Here is an 18,118-nt window from a genome sequence, read left to right as displayed (position 1 = left end):
GACGGATGAGCGGGACGGTTTTAGGTTCGAAGCATGCCTTCCGCAAGTACCGGGGCGTCCACGATCGTGGGCGCCTCCGCAGCCACCACCGTTCACACCGAAGCCGCTCCCGTCGATTCCCGTATGGCCCCCGGTGGGCCCGGCTATCGCCGGATGAGCCTCGCGCTCTTCCTCGCGGGGGTCGCGACCTTCGCGCTTCTCTACTCCACCCAGGCCCTGCTGCCGCTGATCTCCGGCGACTTCGGGGTCACGGCGAGCACGGCGAGCTGGACGGTGTCTGCGGCGACCGGCGCGCTGGCGCTGTTCGTCCTGCCGCTGAGCGCCCTCTCGGAGCGGTTCGGCAGGCGTACGTTGATGACGGCGTCCCTGGCGATCGCGGTGACCGTCGGACTGCTGGTGCCCTTCGCCCCGTCGGTCGGCTGGCTGGTCGCGCTGCGGGCCGTGCAGGGTGCGGCGCTGGCCGGGCTGCCGGTCTCGGCGATGGCCTATCTGGCGGAGGAAGTACGGCCGAAGGCGCTGATCACCGCGATCGGTCTGTTCGTCGCGGGCAACAGCGTCGGCGGCATGAGCGGCCGGGTCATCACCGGCTGGGTCGCGCAGGAGTGGGGCTGGCGGGTCGCCCTCGGGGTCATCGGGCTGATCGCGGTGGGCTGCGCGGTGGCCTTCCGGCTGCTGCTCCCGGCGCCGAAGCACTTCAAGGCCGGTTCGCTGCGGCCCGCGGTGCTGGTCCGCACGGTCCGCGGTCACCTCGCGAACCCACTGCTGTGCAGGCTGTACGCGATCGGCGCGCTGTTCATGACGGTGTTCGGCGCCGTCTACACGGTGATCGGCTACCGCCTCACGGAGGCCCCGTTCTCGCTGCCGCAGGGCATCATCGGCTCGATCTTCCTCGTCTACCTGGTCGGCACGGTCTCGGCGTCGACCGCCGGGAAGCTGGTGGGACGGCTCGGCCGGCGCGGCGCGCTGTATCTGGCGGGCGGCACGACGACCGCGGGGCTGCTGGTCTCGCTGGCCGACTCCCTGCCGCTGATCCTGCTCGGCCTGGTCCTGATCACCGCGGGCTTCTTCGCGGGCCACGCGGTCGCCTCCTCCTCGGTCAGCCACACCGCCAAGGAGGGCCGCGCGCAGGCCTCCGCCCTCTACCAGTCCGCCTACTACCTGGGCTCCAGCGCGGGCGGCACGCTCGGCGCGGTCGCCTTCCACGCGGGCGGCTGGGCCGGGACGGTGGCGCTCGGCCTGCTCGCGGTGGTCGGGGTCGTGACGATCACGGTGGTCGGTTCGCACGCGGCCCGGACGCAGCGGCGGCTGGTGGCCGTGCACCGCTGAGACACGGCGGCACAGCGGGTCGGCTTTCGAACGTACGGGTGCAGGTCAGGACATTAACGGTCCTGACCTGCACCTTTTGCATCTCGGGGGGCCATTGTCAGTGGGCTGCGGTAGCTTCCGAAGTGCCGGCATCGCAAAGAGGCGGTGAAGGTGACGACGAACATGCCACAGGGGTGGGTTGGCCATGAGCGACGGAACGGCGACGGTGGAGGACCTCGACGTCCGCCTTGAGAAGCACCGGGTCGAACTGACGGGGTACTGCTACCGCATGCTCGGCTCGTCCTTCGAGGCGGAGGACGCGGTCCAGGACACACTCGTGCGCGCCTGGCGGAGCTACGACAAGTTCGAGGGCCGCTCCTCGATGCGCTCGTGGCTGTACCGGATCGCGACGAACGTGTGCCTGGACATGCTGTCGGCGGGGAACAAGCGGGCCCGCCCGATGGACCTGACGGACTCGACACCGCTCACACAGGCGGCGCTGAACCCGCGCCCCGACCACACCTGGCTGGAGCCGATGCCGGACGCGCGTGTGCTGCCCGTGGTCGAGGACCCTGCCGAGGCCGCCGTCGCCAAGGAGTCGGTGCGCCTCGCCTTCATGGCCACCCTGCAGCAACTGCCGCCCAAGCAGCGGGCCGTGCTCATCCTGCGCGAGGTGCTGGCCTGGAAGGCGAGCGAGGTCGCCGAGCTGCTCGGCACGACCGTCGCCTCCGTCAACAGCGCGCTCCAGCGGGCCCGTGCCACGCTCGCCGAGAGCGACGGCGCCGCGGCCCGGGCCGCCACCTCCGACCCGCTCGACGAGGAGCAGCAGAAGCTCCTTGAGCGCTATGTGGCGGCCTTCGAGGGGTACGACATGACAGCCCTCACGGCACTCCTGCACGAGGACGCCGTGATGACGATGCCGCCGTTCGACCTGTGGCTGTCCGGCACCGAGGACATCACCGGCTTCATGACGACACTCGGCGCGCCCTGTGCGAACTCGCACCTGGTGCCGGTCGCGGTGAACGGCCTGCCGGGCTTCGCCCAGTACAAGCCGGACCCGGAGACGGGCGGCTACACGGCGTGGGCCGTGCAGGTCCTGGAGACCTCAGAGGGCCGCATCACCGGGTTCCACTGCTTCCTCGACACGAAGCGGTGGTTCCCGCTGTTCGGGCTGCCTCTCGACCTCGAATCCCTCGACCTCGAAGGGGATGCCGACAAGACCGAGTAGCGCACGCAGGGCGGGGTCCGGGTCGCGCAGTCTGATCCGTCCTCCGGCGCGACGGGCGGCGAGCTGCATCCTGGCGAGCGCGTCGACGGTGGTCAGACCTGGTGGTCCGAGACCGGCGACATCGCAGACCAGGACGCCGGCTCTGCTGCTCATCAGCCGTGCGCGCACGTCCTCGCAGAGCCTCGGCACCTCGTCTCGGGTGACGGGGCCGGGCAGTACGAGTACGGCAGGTGTCATGGCGTCCACGTGCGGTAGACCGGGCGGCGGCCCGGAACTCATCGCTGCGTGCTCACCGAGCACGGAGTTCAGGTAGCGCAAGGTCACATTGACCTGGGCAGGGCCTACCCAAGAGGGTTCGGTGTATGCCCCACGAATTGCCGCCCGTCCGCGGGCCGGTCCGCCCGCCCGGACTCGCGTCCGGACTCCTGCCCGACCGAATACGCGACCACCTCCGCACCGCCGCTCCCGGCCACCCCCGGGGGCTCGGGGAGGTGCCGTGCAGGGGGTGCTGAACGGCTTCGCGGTGATCGCCGTCGTCATCGGCGTCGGCTATCTGATCGGCCGCCGCGGCCATCTCGGGGACAACGGCCGGGAGGTGCTGACCAAGCTCGCGTTCCACGTGGCCACCCCCGCGCTCCTGTTCACCACGCTCGCGCAGGCCGACCTGTCGGTGATCCTCTCCAACCGGCTGCTGGTGACGGCGGTCAGTACGTTCGCGGTGGCCGGGGTCTTCGTCGCGGTCGGTGCCGTACGCCGCTGGGGCGTGGGCCGTACGACGATCGGCGCGCTGTGCTCCAGTTACGTCAACGCGGGCAATCTCGGCATCCCGATCGCGGTGTACGTGCTGGGCGACGCCTCACTCGTGGCGCCCGTGCTCCTCTTCCAGCAGATCGTGATGACCCCGGTGGCCCTGACGGTCCTCGACCTCTCCGGCCCGGGCGAGAAGACCTCCCTGTGGCGGCGGGTGACCACTCCCGTCCGCAACCCGGTCGGCATCGGCTCCCTGTCCGGCGTCGCCGTCTCCGCGTCCGGCCTGACGGTCCCGGGCCCGGTCCTCGACCCGCTCACCCTGATCGGGAACATGTCGGTCCCGGCCGTACTCCTGGCCTTCGGCATCTCCCTGTGCGGCAGCACGATGCCGGGCCGCGGCCCCGACCGGGCCCCTGTCCTGCTCTCCGTCGCCCTGAAATCGGTGGGCCAGCCCCTGGCGGCCTGGGCCCTGGCGGCAGGCGTCTTCGGCCTGCGCGGCGCCCCACTCCTCGACGTGGTGGTCACCTCGGCCCTGCCTGCCGCCCAGAACCTCTTCACGTACGCGTCCCGGTACCGCGTGGGCGAGGTACTGGCCCGCGAGTCGATCCTGCTGTCGACGATGGCGGCGGTGCCGGTGTTGGTGGTGGTCGCGGCGACCCTCGGCTGAGGGCGGGCCCGACCTCACGGACATGCGAAGGGGACCGGCGACGGACGCCGGTCCCCTTCACTCGCGAGCCGAGCCGAGCCGAGCCGATCCGAGCCGAGCCGAGTCGGATCGGATCGGATCTGCTCAGGCGATACGTTCCAGCACCACCGGCGCCGCCGTGAAGTCCGTGCCGGGCGCCGCCACGTCGTACGAGCCCTCCACGGCCGCCAGCGCGTACTCGAAGCGTTCCGGGGTGTCCGTGTGGAGGGTGAGGAGGGGCTGGCCCTCGGTCACCGTGTCGCCCGGCTTGGCGTGCATCTCGATGCCCGCGGCGGCCTGGACCGGGTCCTCCTTGCGGGCGCGGCCCGCGCCGAGGCGCCAGGCGGCGATGCCGATGTCGTAGGCGTCGAGGCGGGTCAGTACGCCCGAGGACGGGGCCTTGACCACGTGCTGCTCGCGGGAGGTCGGCAGCTCGGCGTCCGGGTCGCCGCCCTGGGCCGCGATCATGCGGCGCCACGCGTCCATCGCCGAGCCGTCGGCCAGCGCCTTCGCGGGGTCGGCGTCCTTCACGCCCGCCGCGTCGAGCATCTCGCGGGCCAGGGCGAGGGTCAGTTCGACGACGTCGGACGGGCCACCACCGGCCAGCACCTCCACCGACTCGCGGACTTCGAGCGCGTTGCCCGCCGTCAGGCCCAGCGGAGTCGACATGTCCGTGAGGAGCGCGACCGTCTTGACTCCGTGGTCCGTGCCCAATCCGACCATCGTGGACGCCAGTTCGCGCGCGTCCTCGATCGTCTTCATGAAGGCGCCCGTGCCCACCTTCACGTCCAGGACGAGCGAGCCGGTGCCCTCCGCGATCTTCTTCGACATGATGGAGGAGGCGATGAGGGGGATCGCCTCGACCGTTCCGGTCACGTCCCGGAGCGCGTACAGCTTCTTGTCCGCGGGGGCCAGGCCGTCGCCCGCCGCGCAGATGACCGCGCCGACCTCGTCGAGTACGGAGAGCATCTCCTCGTTCGAGAGCAGGGCACGCCAGCCGGGGATCGACTCCAGCTTGTCGAGGGTGCCGCCGGTGTGGCCGAGGCCCCGGCCCGACAGCTGCGGGACCGCCGCGCCGCAGGCCGCGACCAGCGGGGCCAGCGGGAGGGTGATCTTGTCCCCGACGCCGCCGGTGGAGTGCTTGTCGGCGGTCGGGCGGGACAGGGACGAGAAGTCCATGCGCTCGCCGGAGGCGATCATCGCGGCCGTCCAGCGGGCGATCTCACCGCGGTTCATGCCGTTGAGCAGGATCGCCATGTTCAGGGCGGCCATCTGGTAGTCGGCGACCTCGCCGCGTGTGTACGCGTCGATGACCCAGTCGATCTGCTCGTCGCTCAGCTCGCCGCGGTCCCGCTTGGTGCGGATGACGGAGATGGCATCCATCGACAACAAAGCCATGGCCTTTCCTTCCGAAAGTGCAGCGGCCCCTCCCGGTGCCCTGGAGGCACGCGACGCGGAGGGGCCGACCGTGAACTACTTGCGCAGATGCCCCGGCCCGAAGGCCTGCGGCAGCATCTCCGAGAGCGGCAGGATCCCGGCCGGCGTCTCCAGGATCAGATCGGGGCCGCCGAACTCGTACAGCAGCTGGCGGCAGCGGCCGCACGGGACCAGGATCTCGCCGCGGCCGTCCACGCAGGTGAAGTGCGTGAGCCGGCCGCCCCCGGTGTTGTGGAGCTCCGCGACAAGTCCGCACTCGGCGCACAGCCCGAGCCCGTACGAGGCGTTCTCGACGTTGCACCCGGAGATCACCCGGCCGTCGTCGACCAGGGCCGCGACGCCGACCGGGAAGCCCGAGTACGGGGCGTACGCACGGGACATGGCCTCGCGGGCCGCCTCCCGCAGGGACTCCCAGTCGACCTCGGCCTCGGACCCGGTTTCCGCGGACGTCACTTCCCTTGCCCCCGCCGGTACGGCATGCCGTCCGCCTTCGGCATCCGCAGCCGCTGGGCGGACAGGGAGAGGACGAGCAGCGTGATGACGTACGGCGTGGCGGAGACGACCTGGTTCGGCACCTCGTCGGTGAGCGAGTACCAGGTGAACACCAGGACGCCGACGGCCAGGGTGATCACGCCGGGCACGTACCTCTTCCTGACGAGCAGCCAGATGGCACCGATGGCCAGCAGTATGGCGCCGAGCAGCAGCAGCGCGTGGACGTTCTCGGCGCCACCGCGCAGGTTGAGGCTGTCGGTGTAGCCGAACAGGCCCGCGCCGAGGGCGAGTCCGCCGGGCATCCAGTTGCCGAAGATCATCGCCGCGAGACCGATGTAGCCGCGGCCGCTGGTCTGACCCTCCAGGTAGAAGGGGTTGGCGACGATGGAGAGGAAGACACCGCCGAGGCCCGCCAGGCCGCCGGAGATGATCACGGCCAGGTACTTGTACTTGTAGACGTTGACGCCGAGCGACTCGGCCGCGACCGGGTTCTCGCCGCAGGACCGCAGCCGCAGACCGAAGGCGGTGCGCCACAGGATCCACCAGGTGGCCGGGATCAGCGCGATCGCGATCAGGGTCAGCCAGGAGACGTTGGTGACCAGACCGCCGAGCAGACCGGCGAGGTCCGAGATGAAGAACCAGCCCTTGTCGTTGAGGTCGACGAGCGCGTCGGACAGCCCCGGCACCGTGAAGTTGCCGATGGACTCGACCGGCGGGGACTGCTTGGCCGAGCCGCCCTGGACGCCCTCGAAGGCGAGCGGGGCGAGATAGCGGGTGGCGCCGAGGGCCAGAATGTTGATGGCCACACCGGAGACGATGTGGTTGACGTTGAAGGTGACCGTGACGATGGCGTGCAGCAGACCGCCGATGCAGCCGCCGATGATGCCGATGAGGATGCCGTTCCACGGGCCCCACTGGTAGCCGGCCCAGGCGCCGAACCAGGTGCCGAGGATCATCATGCCTTCGAGGCCGATGTTGACGACGCCCGCGCGCTCGGCCCACAGTCCGCCGAGACCGGCCAGGCCGATCGGGACGGCCAGTTCGAGCGCGGTCGACATCTGGCTGACGTTGGTGATGCCGTCGGCGCCGGTGATGATGCGGACGATCGAGGTCAGCGCGAGGCCGCCCGCGATGACCAGCAGGAGGACGGGGAGCGTGAGCCGGCGGCCCTTGGGCGCCGTGGGCTGCAGCGAGGGCTGGTTGAGGTCGGTCACGGTGGTCATCGTCCGGCCACCTCCTTCTGGGTCGAGTTGTCGGAGGTGGCGCCGAGGACGTGGCCCGCGGCGAGTTCGGCGCCGACGCGGCGCTGCTGGCGGCGCAGACCCCACTCGCGCACGGCCTCGTACGAGACGACGACCGCGATCACGATCAGGCCCTGCATGATGACCGCGATCTCCTTGTCGTACCCGTGGAAGTCGAGCTCGGGCGAGGCCTTGTCCAGCCAGGCCCACAGGAGGGCCGCGAAGGCGATGCCCGTCGGGTTGTTGCGGCCGAGCAGGGCGATGCCGATACCGAGGAAGCCGATGCCGGTCGGGAAGTTCAGGCTGTAGGTGTGCGAGTCGCCGAGCAGGATCGGCAGGCCCGCGAGACCGGCGAGGCCGCCGGAGATCAGCATGGCGGTGAGCACCATGCGCTTGGGGTTCACCCCGCTGGCCGCGGCGGCGGTCTCCGAGGCGCCGGAGGCACGCAGGTCGAAGCCGAAGCGGGTGCGGTTGAGGACGACCCAGTAGCCGATGCCGAGCAGGGCCGCGAGGACGACGAGGCCGTAGATCTCGCCGGCGTCGCCCATGTCGAAGCCGGGGATCCAGCCGGACTCGTGCATCTCGCCGGTGGTGTTGTTGTTGCCGACCTTGACGCCGAAGACGTTGGGCAGCCAGAAGTAGGCGATGACGGAGGTCGCGATCGCGTTCAGCATGATCGTCGCGACGACCTCGCTGACCCCTCGGGTGACCTTGAGGACACCGGCGATGCCGGACCAGAAGGCGCCGGTGAGGACCGCGGTGAGCAGCAGCAGCGGTACTTGCAGGACCGCCGGCAGGCTGGCGTGGGCGCCGACCACCGCGGCCATCATGGCGGCGAGCTGGTACTGGCCGTCCACACCGATGTTGAACAGGTTCATCCGGAAGCCGATGGCCACCGCGAGTGCCGCGATGTAGTACAGCGAGGCCTGGTTGATGATCAGGACCTGGATGTCGGAGAACGTGGCCTGCTCGAACATGATCGAGTACGGCTCGAACGGGTTCTTCCCCGAGGCGATCAGCACGACCGAGGTCAGCGCCACGGCCACGACGAGCGCGATGACCGGCCCGGCCACCGCGAGGAGCAGTCGCTCCTTGTCGAACTTCTTCATCAGCGGGCCTCGTCTTCCGGGGCGTCTGCCGGGCCGTCCGCCGGCGTCTCGGCAGGCTCTTCGAGCGCTGCCTTCTCTTCAAGCTCTGTCTGCTCTTCGAGCTCTGTCTGCTCTTCTTCGAGCTGTTCCACGAGCTCTTCGTTCTCCAGGTGTCCGGAGGCGGCGCCGGTCATGGCCGAGCCGAGCTCCTCCGGGGTGATGGTCGCCGGATCGGCGTCCGCGACCAGCTTGCCGTTGTAGATCACCCGGAGCGTGTCGGAGAGGCCGATCAGCTCGTCCAGGTCGGCGGAGATCAGCAGGACGGCCAGGCCCTCACGGCGGGCCTCGCGGATGTGGTCCCAGATCGCGGCCTGCGCGCCGACGTCCACACCGCGGGTGGGGTGGGCGGCGATCAGGAAGCGCGGCTTGTGGGTCATCTCCCGGCCGACGATCAGCTTCTGCTGGTTGCCGCCGGACAGCGAGGCGGCGGTGACGTCGATGCCGGGCGTGCGGACGTCGTACGCCTCGACGATGCGGCGCGTGTCGTCCTGGGCGCCCTTGATGTCGAGCCAGACACCCCGACTACCGCGAGTGTTGGGCTTCTCGGTGACGTGGCCGAGGATGCGGTTCTCCCAGAGGGGGGCCTCCAGGAGCAGGCCGTGGCGGTGGCGGTCCTCGGGGATGTAGCCGATGCCCTGCTCGCGGCGCCTGCGGGTGGCCCAGGAGGTGATCTCCTCGGCGGCCAGCGTGATGGTGCCGGAGTCGGCCGCCTTGAGGCCGATGAGGGCCTCGATCAGCTCGGTCTGGCCGTTGCCCTCGACACCGGCGAGGCCCAGGATCTCGCCCTCGTGGATGGTGAAGCCGATGTCGTCGAGCAGGGCCTTGCCACCCGGGGCGACCAGGCGCAGATCCTCGACGGTGAGCACCGGCCGGTCGGTGACCGTGGACTCGGCGGTCTCCGGGGTGGGCAGTTCGCTGCCGACCATCAGCTCGGCGAGCTGGCGCGAGGTGGTCTCGGACGGGACGGCCGTGCCGACCGTCGTGCCCCGGCGGATCACCGTGATGTCGTCGGCGACCGCCAGGACCTCGCCCAGCTTGTGCGAGATGAAGATGACCGACAGGCCCTCGGACTTGAGCTCGCGCAGGTTGGCGAAGAGCGCGTCGACCTCCTGCGGCACGAGGACCGCGGTGGGCTCGTCGAGGATGAGGATCCGGGCACCGCGGTAGAGGACCTTGAGGATCTCCACGCGCTGGCGGTCGGCGACACCGAGTTCCTCGACGAGGGCGTCGGGGCGCACGCCGAGGCCGTAGCGCTCGGAGAGCTCCACGATCCGGCGCCGGGCCTTGGCGCCGATGCCGTACGACTTCTCGCTGCCCAGGACGACGTTCTCCAGGACGGTGAGGTTGTCGGCGAGCATGAAGTGCTGGTGGACCATGCCGATGCCGCGGGCGATGGCGTCGGCGGGCGACGAGAAGGTGACCTGGTCCCCGTCGACTGCGATGGTCCCCTCGTCCGGCTTCTGCATGCCGTAGAGGATCTTCATCAGCGTCGACTTGCCGGCGCCGTTCTCGCCGACGAGGGCGTGGACCGTGCCCTTGCGGACGCTGAGGTGGATGTCGTGGTTGGCCACGACGCCGGGGAACCGCTTGGTGATCCCGGCGAGTTCGACTGCGGTCACCGATCCGTTGACCGCGCCGGCCGGAGGACTGCTGGACGCGTTGATGGCGCACTCTCCTGAAGGGAAAGGGGGTCGTCTACGCGCGTAGCGCCCCTACGGCGACATGAGGGGCCGACACGCCGCGAGAACGGGGTACGGGGAGCCAGGCTCCCCGTACCCCGTTGAGCGGACGTAACCCCGCGGTTACGAGCGGCTCCGGGGAAGATCGACACGTGAACTTCCCCGGGTTGCCGAGTTGCTCCTGAGGTACTGCTGTCAGCTGGACTTGACCTTGATCTCGCCGCCGATGATCTTCTCCTTGGCCGCCGACACGGCTTCCTGGATCGCGGTGTCGCTCTTGAACTTCGGGTTGGAGTCCGCGAGGCCGACCTCACCGGACTTCAAGTCGCCCCTGACGATACCGGTCTCGGGCTTGCCGTCCTCGACCGACTTCGCGAGGTTGTACACCGCCTTCGCGACGTCCTTCGTGGCGGAGGTGAGGATGGCGTCCTTGTACTTGCCCAGAGCTTCCTGCTTGTACTGGTCGGAGTCGACACCGATCGCCCACACCTTGTCGGCGGAGGCGGCCTCGATGACACCCTGACCCGACAGGCCGGCCGCCGCGTAGACGACGTCGGCCTTCTTCTCTATCTGGCCCTCGGCGGCCGTCTTGCCCTTGTCGGGGCTGGAGAAGCCGCCTTCCTCGGCGGTCTGCGTCAGGTACTGCGAGAGGACCTTCACGCCGGGCTTGGTGTCCTTGACGCCCTGCGCGAAGCCCGCCCCGAACTTGTGGATCAGCGGGATGTCCACACCGCCCACGAAGCCGACCGTGTTGCTCTTGGTGGCCTTGGCCGCCGCGACACCGGCGAGGTAGGAGGCCTCCTGCTCGGAGAAGACCAGGTCCGCGACGTTCTCCGCCTCGATGGTGGAGTCGTCGACGATGCCGAAGGTGGTGTCGGGATACTTCTCCGCGGCCGCCTTGACGGCCGGCGCGTAGGCGTAGCCGATGCCGATGACCGGGTTGTGGCCCTGCTTGGCCAGCGAGACGAGCCGCTGCTCCTTGTCGGCGTCGGTCTCACCGTCGGTGGGCTCGATGTCGGCGGTCTCGTAGCCGAACTCGCCCTTCGCCTTCTTCAGGCCCGCGTACGCGGCGTCGTTGAAGGACTGGTCGCCCCTGCCGCCGACGTCGTATGCGATGGCGAGGCCCTTGTCGCCCTTCGAGTCCGCCGAACCGGAGGAGGTCGAGGTACCGCCACAGGCGGAGAGGACGAGGGCGAAAGAGGCGGCCGCTGCGCCTGCGAGCGCGATGCGGGGAACCCGGCGCATGTGTTGTGCTCCTGTCGTACAAGCGCCGGGCGGAACACCTTCGGCGCTGGCTTCGCCGCAGATTAACGCGCGTAGACCCGCGAGAGAACCCCCTCTGTCCACCTTGTTATGCGGCTGTGCCCGAGGCCTCCCGCCGACCGGGTGCGGGCTTGCCGACCGCAAAGGTCCGTGCACGGCGGATGACCTGCGCGGGGAACACCTGAGCGGGCGGGCATCGAGGATGCCCGCCCGCTCTGTGTGACTTCGACTGCTTCGCCCGCCGGGGCGGTGACGGGCCCGGAGGCCCGCCTCCCGACTACTCGGTCTTCACCTTGATGCTGCCGTCGATGATGCCCGCCTTGGCCTTGGCCACCGCGTCGGTGAGACCGGCGATCTCACCCATCTTCGGGTTGCTGTCGGCGAGGCCGACGCCGTTCACCTTCAGGTCGAAGGTCTGCACACCGGTGAGCGGCTTGCCGTCCTCGACCGACTTGGCCAGGGAGTACACCGCGCCGCCGACGTCCTTGAGCGCCGACGTCAGGATGTAGTCCTTGTACGCGGCCAGCGCCTCCTGCTTGTACTGGTCGGAGTCGACGCCGATCGCCCAGACCTTCTTCTTGGCCGCGGCCTCGATGACACCCTGACCCGACAGGCCGGCGGCCTGGTAGACAACGTCCGCGTTCTTCTCAAGCTGGCCCTCGGCGGCGGCTTTGCCCTTGTCGGGGCTGGCGAAGCCGCCCTCCTCGGCGGTCTGCGTCAGATACTGCGAGACGACCTTCACGCTGGGCTTGGTGGCCTTGACGCCCTGCGTGTAGCCGGCCTCGAACTTGTGGATCAGCGGAATGTCCACACCGCCGACGAAGCCGACCGTGTTGGTCTTGGTGGCCTTGGCCGCCGCGACACCGGCGAGGTACGAGGCCTCCTGCTCGGCGAAGACGAGCGACGCGACGTTGTCGCCCTCGACGACGGAGTCCACGATGCCGAAGCTGGTCTTCGGGTACTTCTTGGCGGCGGCCTCCAGCGCGGGACCGTAGGCGAAGCCGACGCCGACGACCGGGTTGTAGCCCTGCTTGGCCAGCGAGACCAGGCGCTGCTCCTTGTCGGCGTCGGTCTCACCGTCGGTGGGCTCGATGTCGGCGGTCTGGTAGCCGAACTCCTTCTTCGCCTTCTCCAGACCGGCGTACGCGGCGTCGTTGAAGGACTGGTCGCCCTTGCCGCCGACGTCGTACGCGATGGCAAGACCCTTGCCACCCTTGCTCTCGCTGCTGTCACTACTGCTGCTGTCGCTGCTGGTGCCGCCACAGGCGGTCGCCGCCAGTGCCAGCGACGCGACCCCCACCGCGACGCGGGTCAGGCTGGATATCCGACGCATCTGAAGTTCCCCATTCTCCAAGCCCCGCAGTGGGTGCTGAGTTCGGCGCACATTAACGCGCGTAGACCCTTGAGGGAACGGGATAGCGCTTGGCCGTTATCCATTCGTGCCGATGGCCGGTTACGTCCTTGTGAACCCCGGGATCGAAAGGTGCACATGGGGACACAGCACCCACCACGGCAGTCACGCTCCGCAACCGGCACGGTGGAGTCCGCGTGACGACACGAGTGGTTCTTGACAGGGCACCACGCTACTGCGCGGGGGTACACGGCGCGACCGGAAGGACCGGCCGCGCCCGCCGCCGAGTCCGGTCGCGCCGGCCGGTCAGGCCCCGGCGTCGAGGAGGGCGGCCGCGGTGAAGAGCTCCACGCCCGCGGTGATCGCCGACTCGTCCGCGTCGAAGTCGCCCTGGTGCAGATCCCGTACGGTCCGCTCGCCCGGGGTGCGCACTCCGAGCCTGGCCATGGCCCCGGGGACGTGCTCCAGGTACCAGGAGAAGTCCTCGCCGCCGAGGCTCTGCTCGGTGTCCTCCACGGAGTGGAGGCCGCGCCGCGCGGCCATGGCGTCCCGCAGCAGGTCGGTGGTGTCCGGGTCGTTGACGACCGGCGGCACCCCGCGGATGTAGTTGATCTCCGACTTGGCCCGGTACAGGTTCGCGATCTCGTCGATGGCCGCGTGCACCAGATCGGGCGCGGCCCGCCAGGAGGCGAGATCCAGACACCGTACGGTCCCGGAGAGCTCGGCGTGCTGCGGGATGACGTTGCAGGCGTGGCCCGACTCGATCCGGCCCCAGGTCACGGCGAGGCCGGACCGCGCGTCGACCCGGCGGGCGACCAGCGCGGGCACGTCCGTGACGACGCGGGCGGCGGCGGTCACGAGGTCGGTGGTGAGGTGCGGCCGTGCGGTGTGCCCGCCGGCCCCGTCCAGCGACACCTCAAGGCGGTCGCAGGCGGAGGTGATGGGCCCGTGCCGCAGCCCGATCCGGCCCGCGTCGACCTTCGGGTCGCAGTGCACCCCGACGATCCGGCCGACGCCCTCCAGCGCCCCGCACTCGATGACGTCCGGAGCGCCGCCGGGCAGCACTTCCTCGGCGGGCTGGAAGATCAGGCGCACGGCCCTGTCTAGCAGGCCCTGCTCGTGCAGCTGGGCGAGGACGAGTCCGGCCCCCAGCACCACGGTGGTGTGGATGTCGTGGCCGCAGGCGTGGGCCCGGTCGGGCACGGTCGAGCGGTACGCGCACTCGGTCTTCGTGTCCGGGATGGGCAGGGCGTCGATGTCGGCCCGCAGGGCGAGCATCGGACGCGCGGGGTCCGGGTCGCCGATGTCACAGATGAGACCGGTTCCGATGGCGAGCACGCGGGGGCGCAGGCCTGCCAGCTCCAGCCGCGCCTTGATGGCGGCGGTGGTGCGGAACTCCTGGTTGCCGAGCTCCGGGTGCATGTGCAGGTCGCGGCGGAAGGCGACGAGTTCTGCGCGGAGCGCCTCGGGCAGCGTGCCGGGGAGGTCGCCCGGCAGGGCGCCTGCGAGCGCACCCGGGAGCGTGCCGGGAAGCGTGGCTTCCCCGGGCTGGTCGGCCTCGGAATCTCGGGACATCAGTTGGTTCACCCTCTGAAGGGTAGGGCGACGCGACGGCCAACTGACCCACGATCAACAAAAGTTCAACCCGATTGGGGAAGAAAACCTGGCCGCGTGGCGCATAGATATTGACTGGGATGGGTACACTCGCCCGGCTTTTCAGCCGTATGGATCTCGGGTGGCCGAAAGGATCGTGATCCAGGTCTCCTGATGGGAGAACCTCCGGGCTGCGACGCCCATTCCCGGGTCTCCGGGGAGGGGCTCTCTACGCATACCACGCATACGTGGCCGTGGCCGGTTCTGTTCACCTGGCGGACAGGAGGGGCAGGGCGGCCCGGCCCTGCCTACCGGATTCCCTCCGGCCCACCGAATTCCCTCCGGCCCACCGGATCAGGTCGCCGTCGAGACGGCCGACAGGCGGTGGACGTCCCGGGCCGTGCCCGTGACGCCCGAGAGGAAGCCCTGGGCCCGGGGGGAGGCGTTCTCCGTGAGCCAGGCCGGGTCGATGTCGCACACGGCGACCTTGACCTCCGTGCCGACCAGGGCGAGGGGCAGCGTGTGCACCACGGTCGACGGGAAGCTGAGGATCGTACGGCCGATGGGGCCGCGGCGGGCGATCAGTTCGAGCGGGAGGTCCGGGCGGACGATCTCCAGGCCGGTCTCGACCGCGAGCCGGTGCAGCTTGTCCGGGCTCTCCCGGCGGTGGGCGAAGTACCGGGTGGCGCCATAGGTCGTGGCGAGTCCCTGCACCGCTTCCAGGTAGCGGTCGGGGTCCACGACTCCCGTCTCCACCAGGGACGTTCCGACCAGGTCGGCGCCCTTCGTGATCCGGGGCGGGCCGAACCGGGACCGGGTCCAGGAGAAGTCGTTGGCCGTGATGGTGACGCCCTCGGGCGTCTCGGTGATCGGCATGGAGGAGAAGACCTCCACCCGCCGTCCGTTCCCCGGCGTGAGCCGTCGGCGGGCCCGGGCCGAGACCGGTGCGAAGAGCAGGTCCCGGGGCCCGGGGCGCCCGCCGCGCCGGTGCCAGCGCACCAGCCGTTCACCCTTGGCGAGCTGGGAGACGAACTCCATCGTCGCGGTCCCGTCGTCGACGACGACGAGATCACGGGCCCGGGTGATGCTGAGCAGCAGTTGTACGTAACGGGAGAAGGGGTCGCCCATCACGACCCGCTCGGCACGCCGCAGGAGCGGGGCGAGCCCGCCGACCGTGTGGAAGGGGGCCGTCGCACCGCCCCGCGCCTCCTCCCAGCGCACCTCGTACCCCTCGTCGCGGGCCAGCTCGGCCATGCGCCGGAGCTGGCCGCGGGTCATCGGGTCGGTGGGCGAGAGGACGACGAGGATGAGCCCCGCCCCGGCCCCGTCGGGCCTGCTGACCCCACGGGTGCCGCCGGTCCCGCCGGCGCCACCGGGCCGGCCCGACCGGCCGAACCTGCCGGTCCCGCCGGGCCTGCCGGCTCCCAGTTCCGGACCCGGGGGTCCCAAGGGCTCGCCCGTGATCCTGAGGGCGGCCGCCCTCAGGGCATGCGCGTGCGCCCACTCCAGGACGTTCAGGAGCTGCACCGGGCTCTCCACGAAGGCCAGGGTGGCGGGTGACTGGGGGCCGGTGGACCCGGCGCGGGGACTCATCGACGTACGACCGTCGCTTTCCCTTGATCCTGATCGGGATTCGGAGGTGACTCAGACCGCGACCGGCTCGCCCGCCGCCGCCGCGATCTCGGACTCGGCGACGACGCCCGGGACGCGGCGCAGCTTCTTCATCGGGCCGAGCTCGGACTCGTAGACCTTCTTGACGCCGTCGCCGAGGGAGGCCTCGATGGTGCGGATGTCGCGGACGAGGCGGGTCAGGCCCTGCGGCTCGACGGAGGCGGCCTGGTCGGAGCCCCACATGGCGCGGTCGAGGGTGATGTGACGCTCGACGAAGGTGGCGCCGAGCGCGACCGCGGCGAGGGTGGTCTGCAGGCCCGTCTCGTGGCCGGAGTAGCCGATCGGGACGTTCGGGAACTCGGCCTGGAGGGTGTTGATGACGCGGAGGTTGAGCTCCTCGGCCTGCGCCGGGTAGGTCGAAGTGGCGTGGCACATCAGGATGTTGTCGCTGCCGAGGACCTCGACCGCGTGGCGGATCTGCTTCGGCGTCGACATGCCGGTGGAGAGGATGACCGTGCGGTTGGTGCCGCGCAGGGCGCGCAGCAGCTCGTCGTCCGTGAGGGACGCGGAGGCCACCTTGTGGGCCGGGACGTCGAACTTCTCCAGGAAGGCGACGGCCTCGGTGTCCCACGGGGAGGCGAACCAGGCGATGTTCCTCGACTTGGAGTACTCGTCGATCTGGCGGTACTCGTCCTCGCCGAACTCCACGCGGTGGCGGTAGTCGATGTAGGTCATGCGGCCCCAGGGGGTGTCGCGCTCGATGTCCCACTGGTCGCGCGGGGTGCAGATCTCGGGGGTGCGCTTCTGGAACTTCACGGCGTCGCAGCCGGCCTCGGCGGCGGCGTCGATCAGTTTGAAGGCGTTCTCGATGTCGCCATTGTGGTTGATGCCGATCTCGCCGACGACGTAGACGGGGTGACCCGGGCCGGCGGTCTTCGAACCGAACTGGCGCAGACGGGAGTTGGTGCTCATGGTGGAGAAGTTCCTTAACTGTGGAGGGAGTCGAGAGAGGGGCCGAGGATCCAGCTGGCGATCTCTCGGATCGCGCCGTCGCCGCCGGGAACGGTGGTGACCGCGCGCGCGGCGCCGCGTACGACGTCGTGGGCGCTCGCGACCGCCACGGGCCAGCCCACGAGGGCGAGGCACGGGAGGTCGTTGACGTCGTTGCCGACGTAGAGCACGCGCTCGGGCGCGATGCCCTGTTCCTCGCACCACTGCTTCAGTGCGAGGTCTTTCCGGTCGATGCCGTGGAGCGCCGGGATCTGCAGCTTCCGGGCTCGTGCGGCGACGACCGGGTTCTTCTCCGAGGACAGGATCAGCATCGTGAGGCCGCTCTTGCGGAGGGCCGCGATGCCGAGTCCGTCTCCGCGGTGCACGGAGACGAACTCCCGTCCGTCGGAGTCGATCAGCACCCTGTCGTCGGTCTGGGTGCCGTCGAAGTCGAGGACGACCGCGTCGATGTCTTCGGCGGTCGGGAGGGTGCCGGGCCTGTTCGCGTCGAAGAGCGGCGCGAGGGCCCGGGCGCGGGCGAGGTCGTGCGGGTCGTCGATCTCCAGGACCCGGGCGGGGTCGGTGCGGACGAGTTCCGTACGGCCGAAGAAGCGGTGCTTGTGCTCGCGCAGCCCCGCCGCGTCCATGGCGTAGGCGGCGCCGGTCTCCAGGAGGTCCTGGGGGCGGTCCTGGCGGCGCGGGCGGAAGGACTTGTCGTGGTTGACGCCGTAACCGCCGTCCGTGGCCGTGGTGTTGGCGACGGTCGTGCCGCCGCCGACGGCCCGGGTGCGCTCGGTGTCGACGGCGGTCGGGTCGTCGTCCGCGTCCCGCCAGATGAAGCCGTGGAAGGGCGCCACGGTCAGCGCGGTGTCCGCGCCGTTCTCGACGACCGCGCCGGCCACCCCGTCGATGTCCTCGCGGATGATGAAGGGGCTGGTGCACTGCACGAGGAGTACGGCGTCGACTGCGGAGCCGTGCAGCGCCTCGTGGGCGTCCATGGCGTGCAGGACGGCGGCCTCGGAGGTGGCGGTGTCACCGGCGATGGCGGCGGGGCGCAGCACGACCTCCGCGCCTGCCTCGCGGGCCGCTGCGGCGATCGCCTGGTCGTCGGTGGAGACCACGACGTCCGTCACGAGCCGGGCCGCGACACACTCGCGCACCGCACGGGCCACCAGGGGTACGCCCCCGACGGGGAGGAGGTTCTTGGCGGGGACGCCCTTGGAGCCGCCCCGCGCGGGGATCACCGCGAGCACCCGGCGCACCGGCTTCGCCCGGCCCGCTGTGGCCTGGCCCGCTTGCGAGTTGGTCATTGGCTGTACTCCTTGAGGAGGGTTCTGGACGCCCG

Annotated in this window: 14 protein-coding genes and 1 pseudogene; 3 read left to right on the top strand and 12 right to left on the bottom strand. The window is 70.3% G+C overall.

The annotated features are described in order from the left end of the window. Positions 1-33 precede the first annotated feature (33 nt). Together ACH4YP_RS06370 and ACH4YP_RS06365 are read left to right on the top strand one after the other, a co-directional pair. Entirely contained in the window at positions 34-1,326 is a 1,293-nt protein-coding gene (locus tag ACH4YP_RS06370; protein WP_361064285.1) for an MFS transporter, read from the top strand. Positions 1,327-1,510: 184 nt separating this feature from the next. Further along, the gene (locus ACH4YP_RS06365; RefSeq protein ID WP_361064282.1) at positions 1,511-2,533 is read left to right on the top strand and encodes a sigma-70 family RNA polymerase sigma factor; all 1,023 of its coding nucleotides are present in this window, start codon (positions 1,511-1,513) and stop codon (positions 2,531-2,533) included. A gap of 39 nt (positions 2,534-2,572) precedes the next feature. On the opposite strand, the pseudogene ACH4YP_RS06360 reads toward ACH4YP_RS06365, so the two are convergent. Beyond that, positions 2,573-2,770, bottom strand: a pseudogene (locus tag ACH4YP_RS06360) (hypothetical protein); the annotation flags it as partial. Between the two features lie 259 nt (positions 2,771-3,029). Here ACH4YP_RS06360 and ACH4YP_RS06355 point away from each other — a divergent pair. Beyond that, complete coding sequence (locus tag ACH4YP_RS06355; protein ID WP_398489642.1) at positions 3,030-3,950, top strand: AEC family transporter; 921 nt, start codon at positions 3,030-3,032, stop codon at positions 3,948-3,950. A 123-nt stretch (positions 3,951-4,073) separates the two neighbouring features. Here ACH4YP_RS06355 and ACH4YP_RS06350 read toward each other — a convergent pair whose 3' ends face one another. From ACH4YP_RS06350 to ACH4YP_RS06300, 11 genes are all read right to left on the bottom strand, one after another. After that, positions 4,074-5,351: a thymidine phosphorylase gene (locus ACH4YP_RS06350; protein WP_361064324.1), complete on the bottom strand. Its 1,278-nt coding sequence runs from the start codon at positions 5,349-5,351 to the stop codon at positions 4,074-4,076. Between the two features lie 90 nt (positions 5,352-5,441). Continuing rightward, the gene (locus ACH4YP_RS06345) at positions 5,442-5,858 is read right to left on the bottom strand and encodes a cytidine deaminase (protein WP_398489641.1); all 417 of its coding nucleotides are present in this window, start codon (positions 5,856-5,858) and stop codon (positions 5,442-5,444) included. Further along, on the bottom strand, positions 5,855-7,120 hold the full coding sequence (locus ACH4YP_RS06340) for an ABC transporter permease (RefSeq protein ID WP_398489640.1): 1,266 nt from the start codon (positions 7,118-7,120) through the stop codon (positions 5,855-5,857). The genes ACH4YP_RS06345 and ACH4YP_RS06340 overlap by 4 nt, the downstream gene beginning before the upstream one ends. Continuing rightward, positions 7,117-8,247 (bottom strand): ABC transporter permease, encoded by a 1,131-nt coding sequence (locus tag ACH4YP_RS06335; RefSeq protein ID WP_055611266.1) that lies wholly within the window; start codon positions 8,245-8,247, stop codon positions 7,117-7,119. The genes ACH4YP_RS06340 and ACH4YP_RS06335 overlap by 4 nt, the downstream gene beginning before the upstream one ends. Then, positions 8,247-9,905 (bottom strand): ABC transporter ATP-binding protein, encoded by a 1,659-nt coding sequence (locus tag ACH4YP_RS06330; RefSeq protein ID WP_398489639.1) that lies wholly within the window; start codon positions 9,903-9,905, stop codon positions 8,247-8,249. Before ACH4YP_RS06330 ends, ACH4YP_RS06335 begins: the two co-directional genes overlap by 1 nt. A gap of 255 nt (positions 9,906-10,160) precedes the next feature. After that, entirely contained in the window at positions 10,161-11,210 is a 1,050-nt protein-coding gene (locus ACH4YP_RS06325) for a BMP family ABC transporter substrate-binding protein (RefSeq protein WP_361064269.1), read from the bottom strand. A 295-nt stretch (positions 11,211-11,505) separates the two neighbouring features. Beyond that, positions 11,506-12,561, bottom strand: a complete 1,056-nt coding sequence (locus ACH4YP_RS06320) for a BMP family ABC transporter substrate-binding protein (RefSeq protein ID WP_361064266.1) — start codon at positions 12,559-12,561, stop codon at positions 11,506-11,508. A gap of 324 nt (positions 12,562-12,885) precedes the next feature. After that, positions 12,886-14,154, bottom strand: a complete 1,269-nt coding sequence (locus ACH4YP_RS06315; RefSeq protein WP_398489638.1) for an amidohydrolase — start codon at positions 14,152-14,154, stop codon at positions 12,886-12,888. A gap of 372 nt (positions 14,155-14,526) precedes the next feature. After that, complete coding sequence (locus ACH4YP_RS06310) at positions 14,527-15,765, bottom strand: hypothetical protein (protein ID WP_398489637.1); 1,239 nt, start codon at positions 15,763-15,765, stop codon at positions 14,527-14,529. A 51-nt stretch (positions 15,766-15,816) separates the two neighbouring features. Further along, positions 15,817-16,755: an N-acetylneuraminate synthase family protein gene (locus tag ACH4YP_RS06305; protein WP_361064258.1), complete on the bottom strand. Its 939-nt coding sequence runs from the start codon at positions 16,753-16,755 to the stop codon at positions 15,817-15,819. Positions 16,756-16,769: 14 nt separating this feature from the next. Then, positions 16,770-18,083 (bottom strand): cytidylyltransferase domain-containing protein, encoded by a 1,314-nt coding sequence (locus ACH4YP_RS06300; protein ID WP_398489636.1) that lies wholly within the window; start codon positions 18,081-18,083, stop codon positions 16,770-16,772. Positions 18,084-18,118: the final 35 nt, after the last annotated feature.

Origin of the sequence: Streptomyces sp. NPDC020747 (genome assembly GCF_044334695.1) — a bacterium.
In the GTDB taxonomy this organism is placed as follows: Bacteria; Actinomycetota; Actinomycetes; order Streptomycetales; family Streptomycetaceae; genus Streptomyces.
Note: the sequence above shows the minus strand (reverse complement) of the source record. Positions and strands in the feature narration are given on the sequence as shown.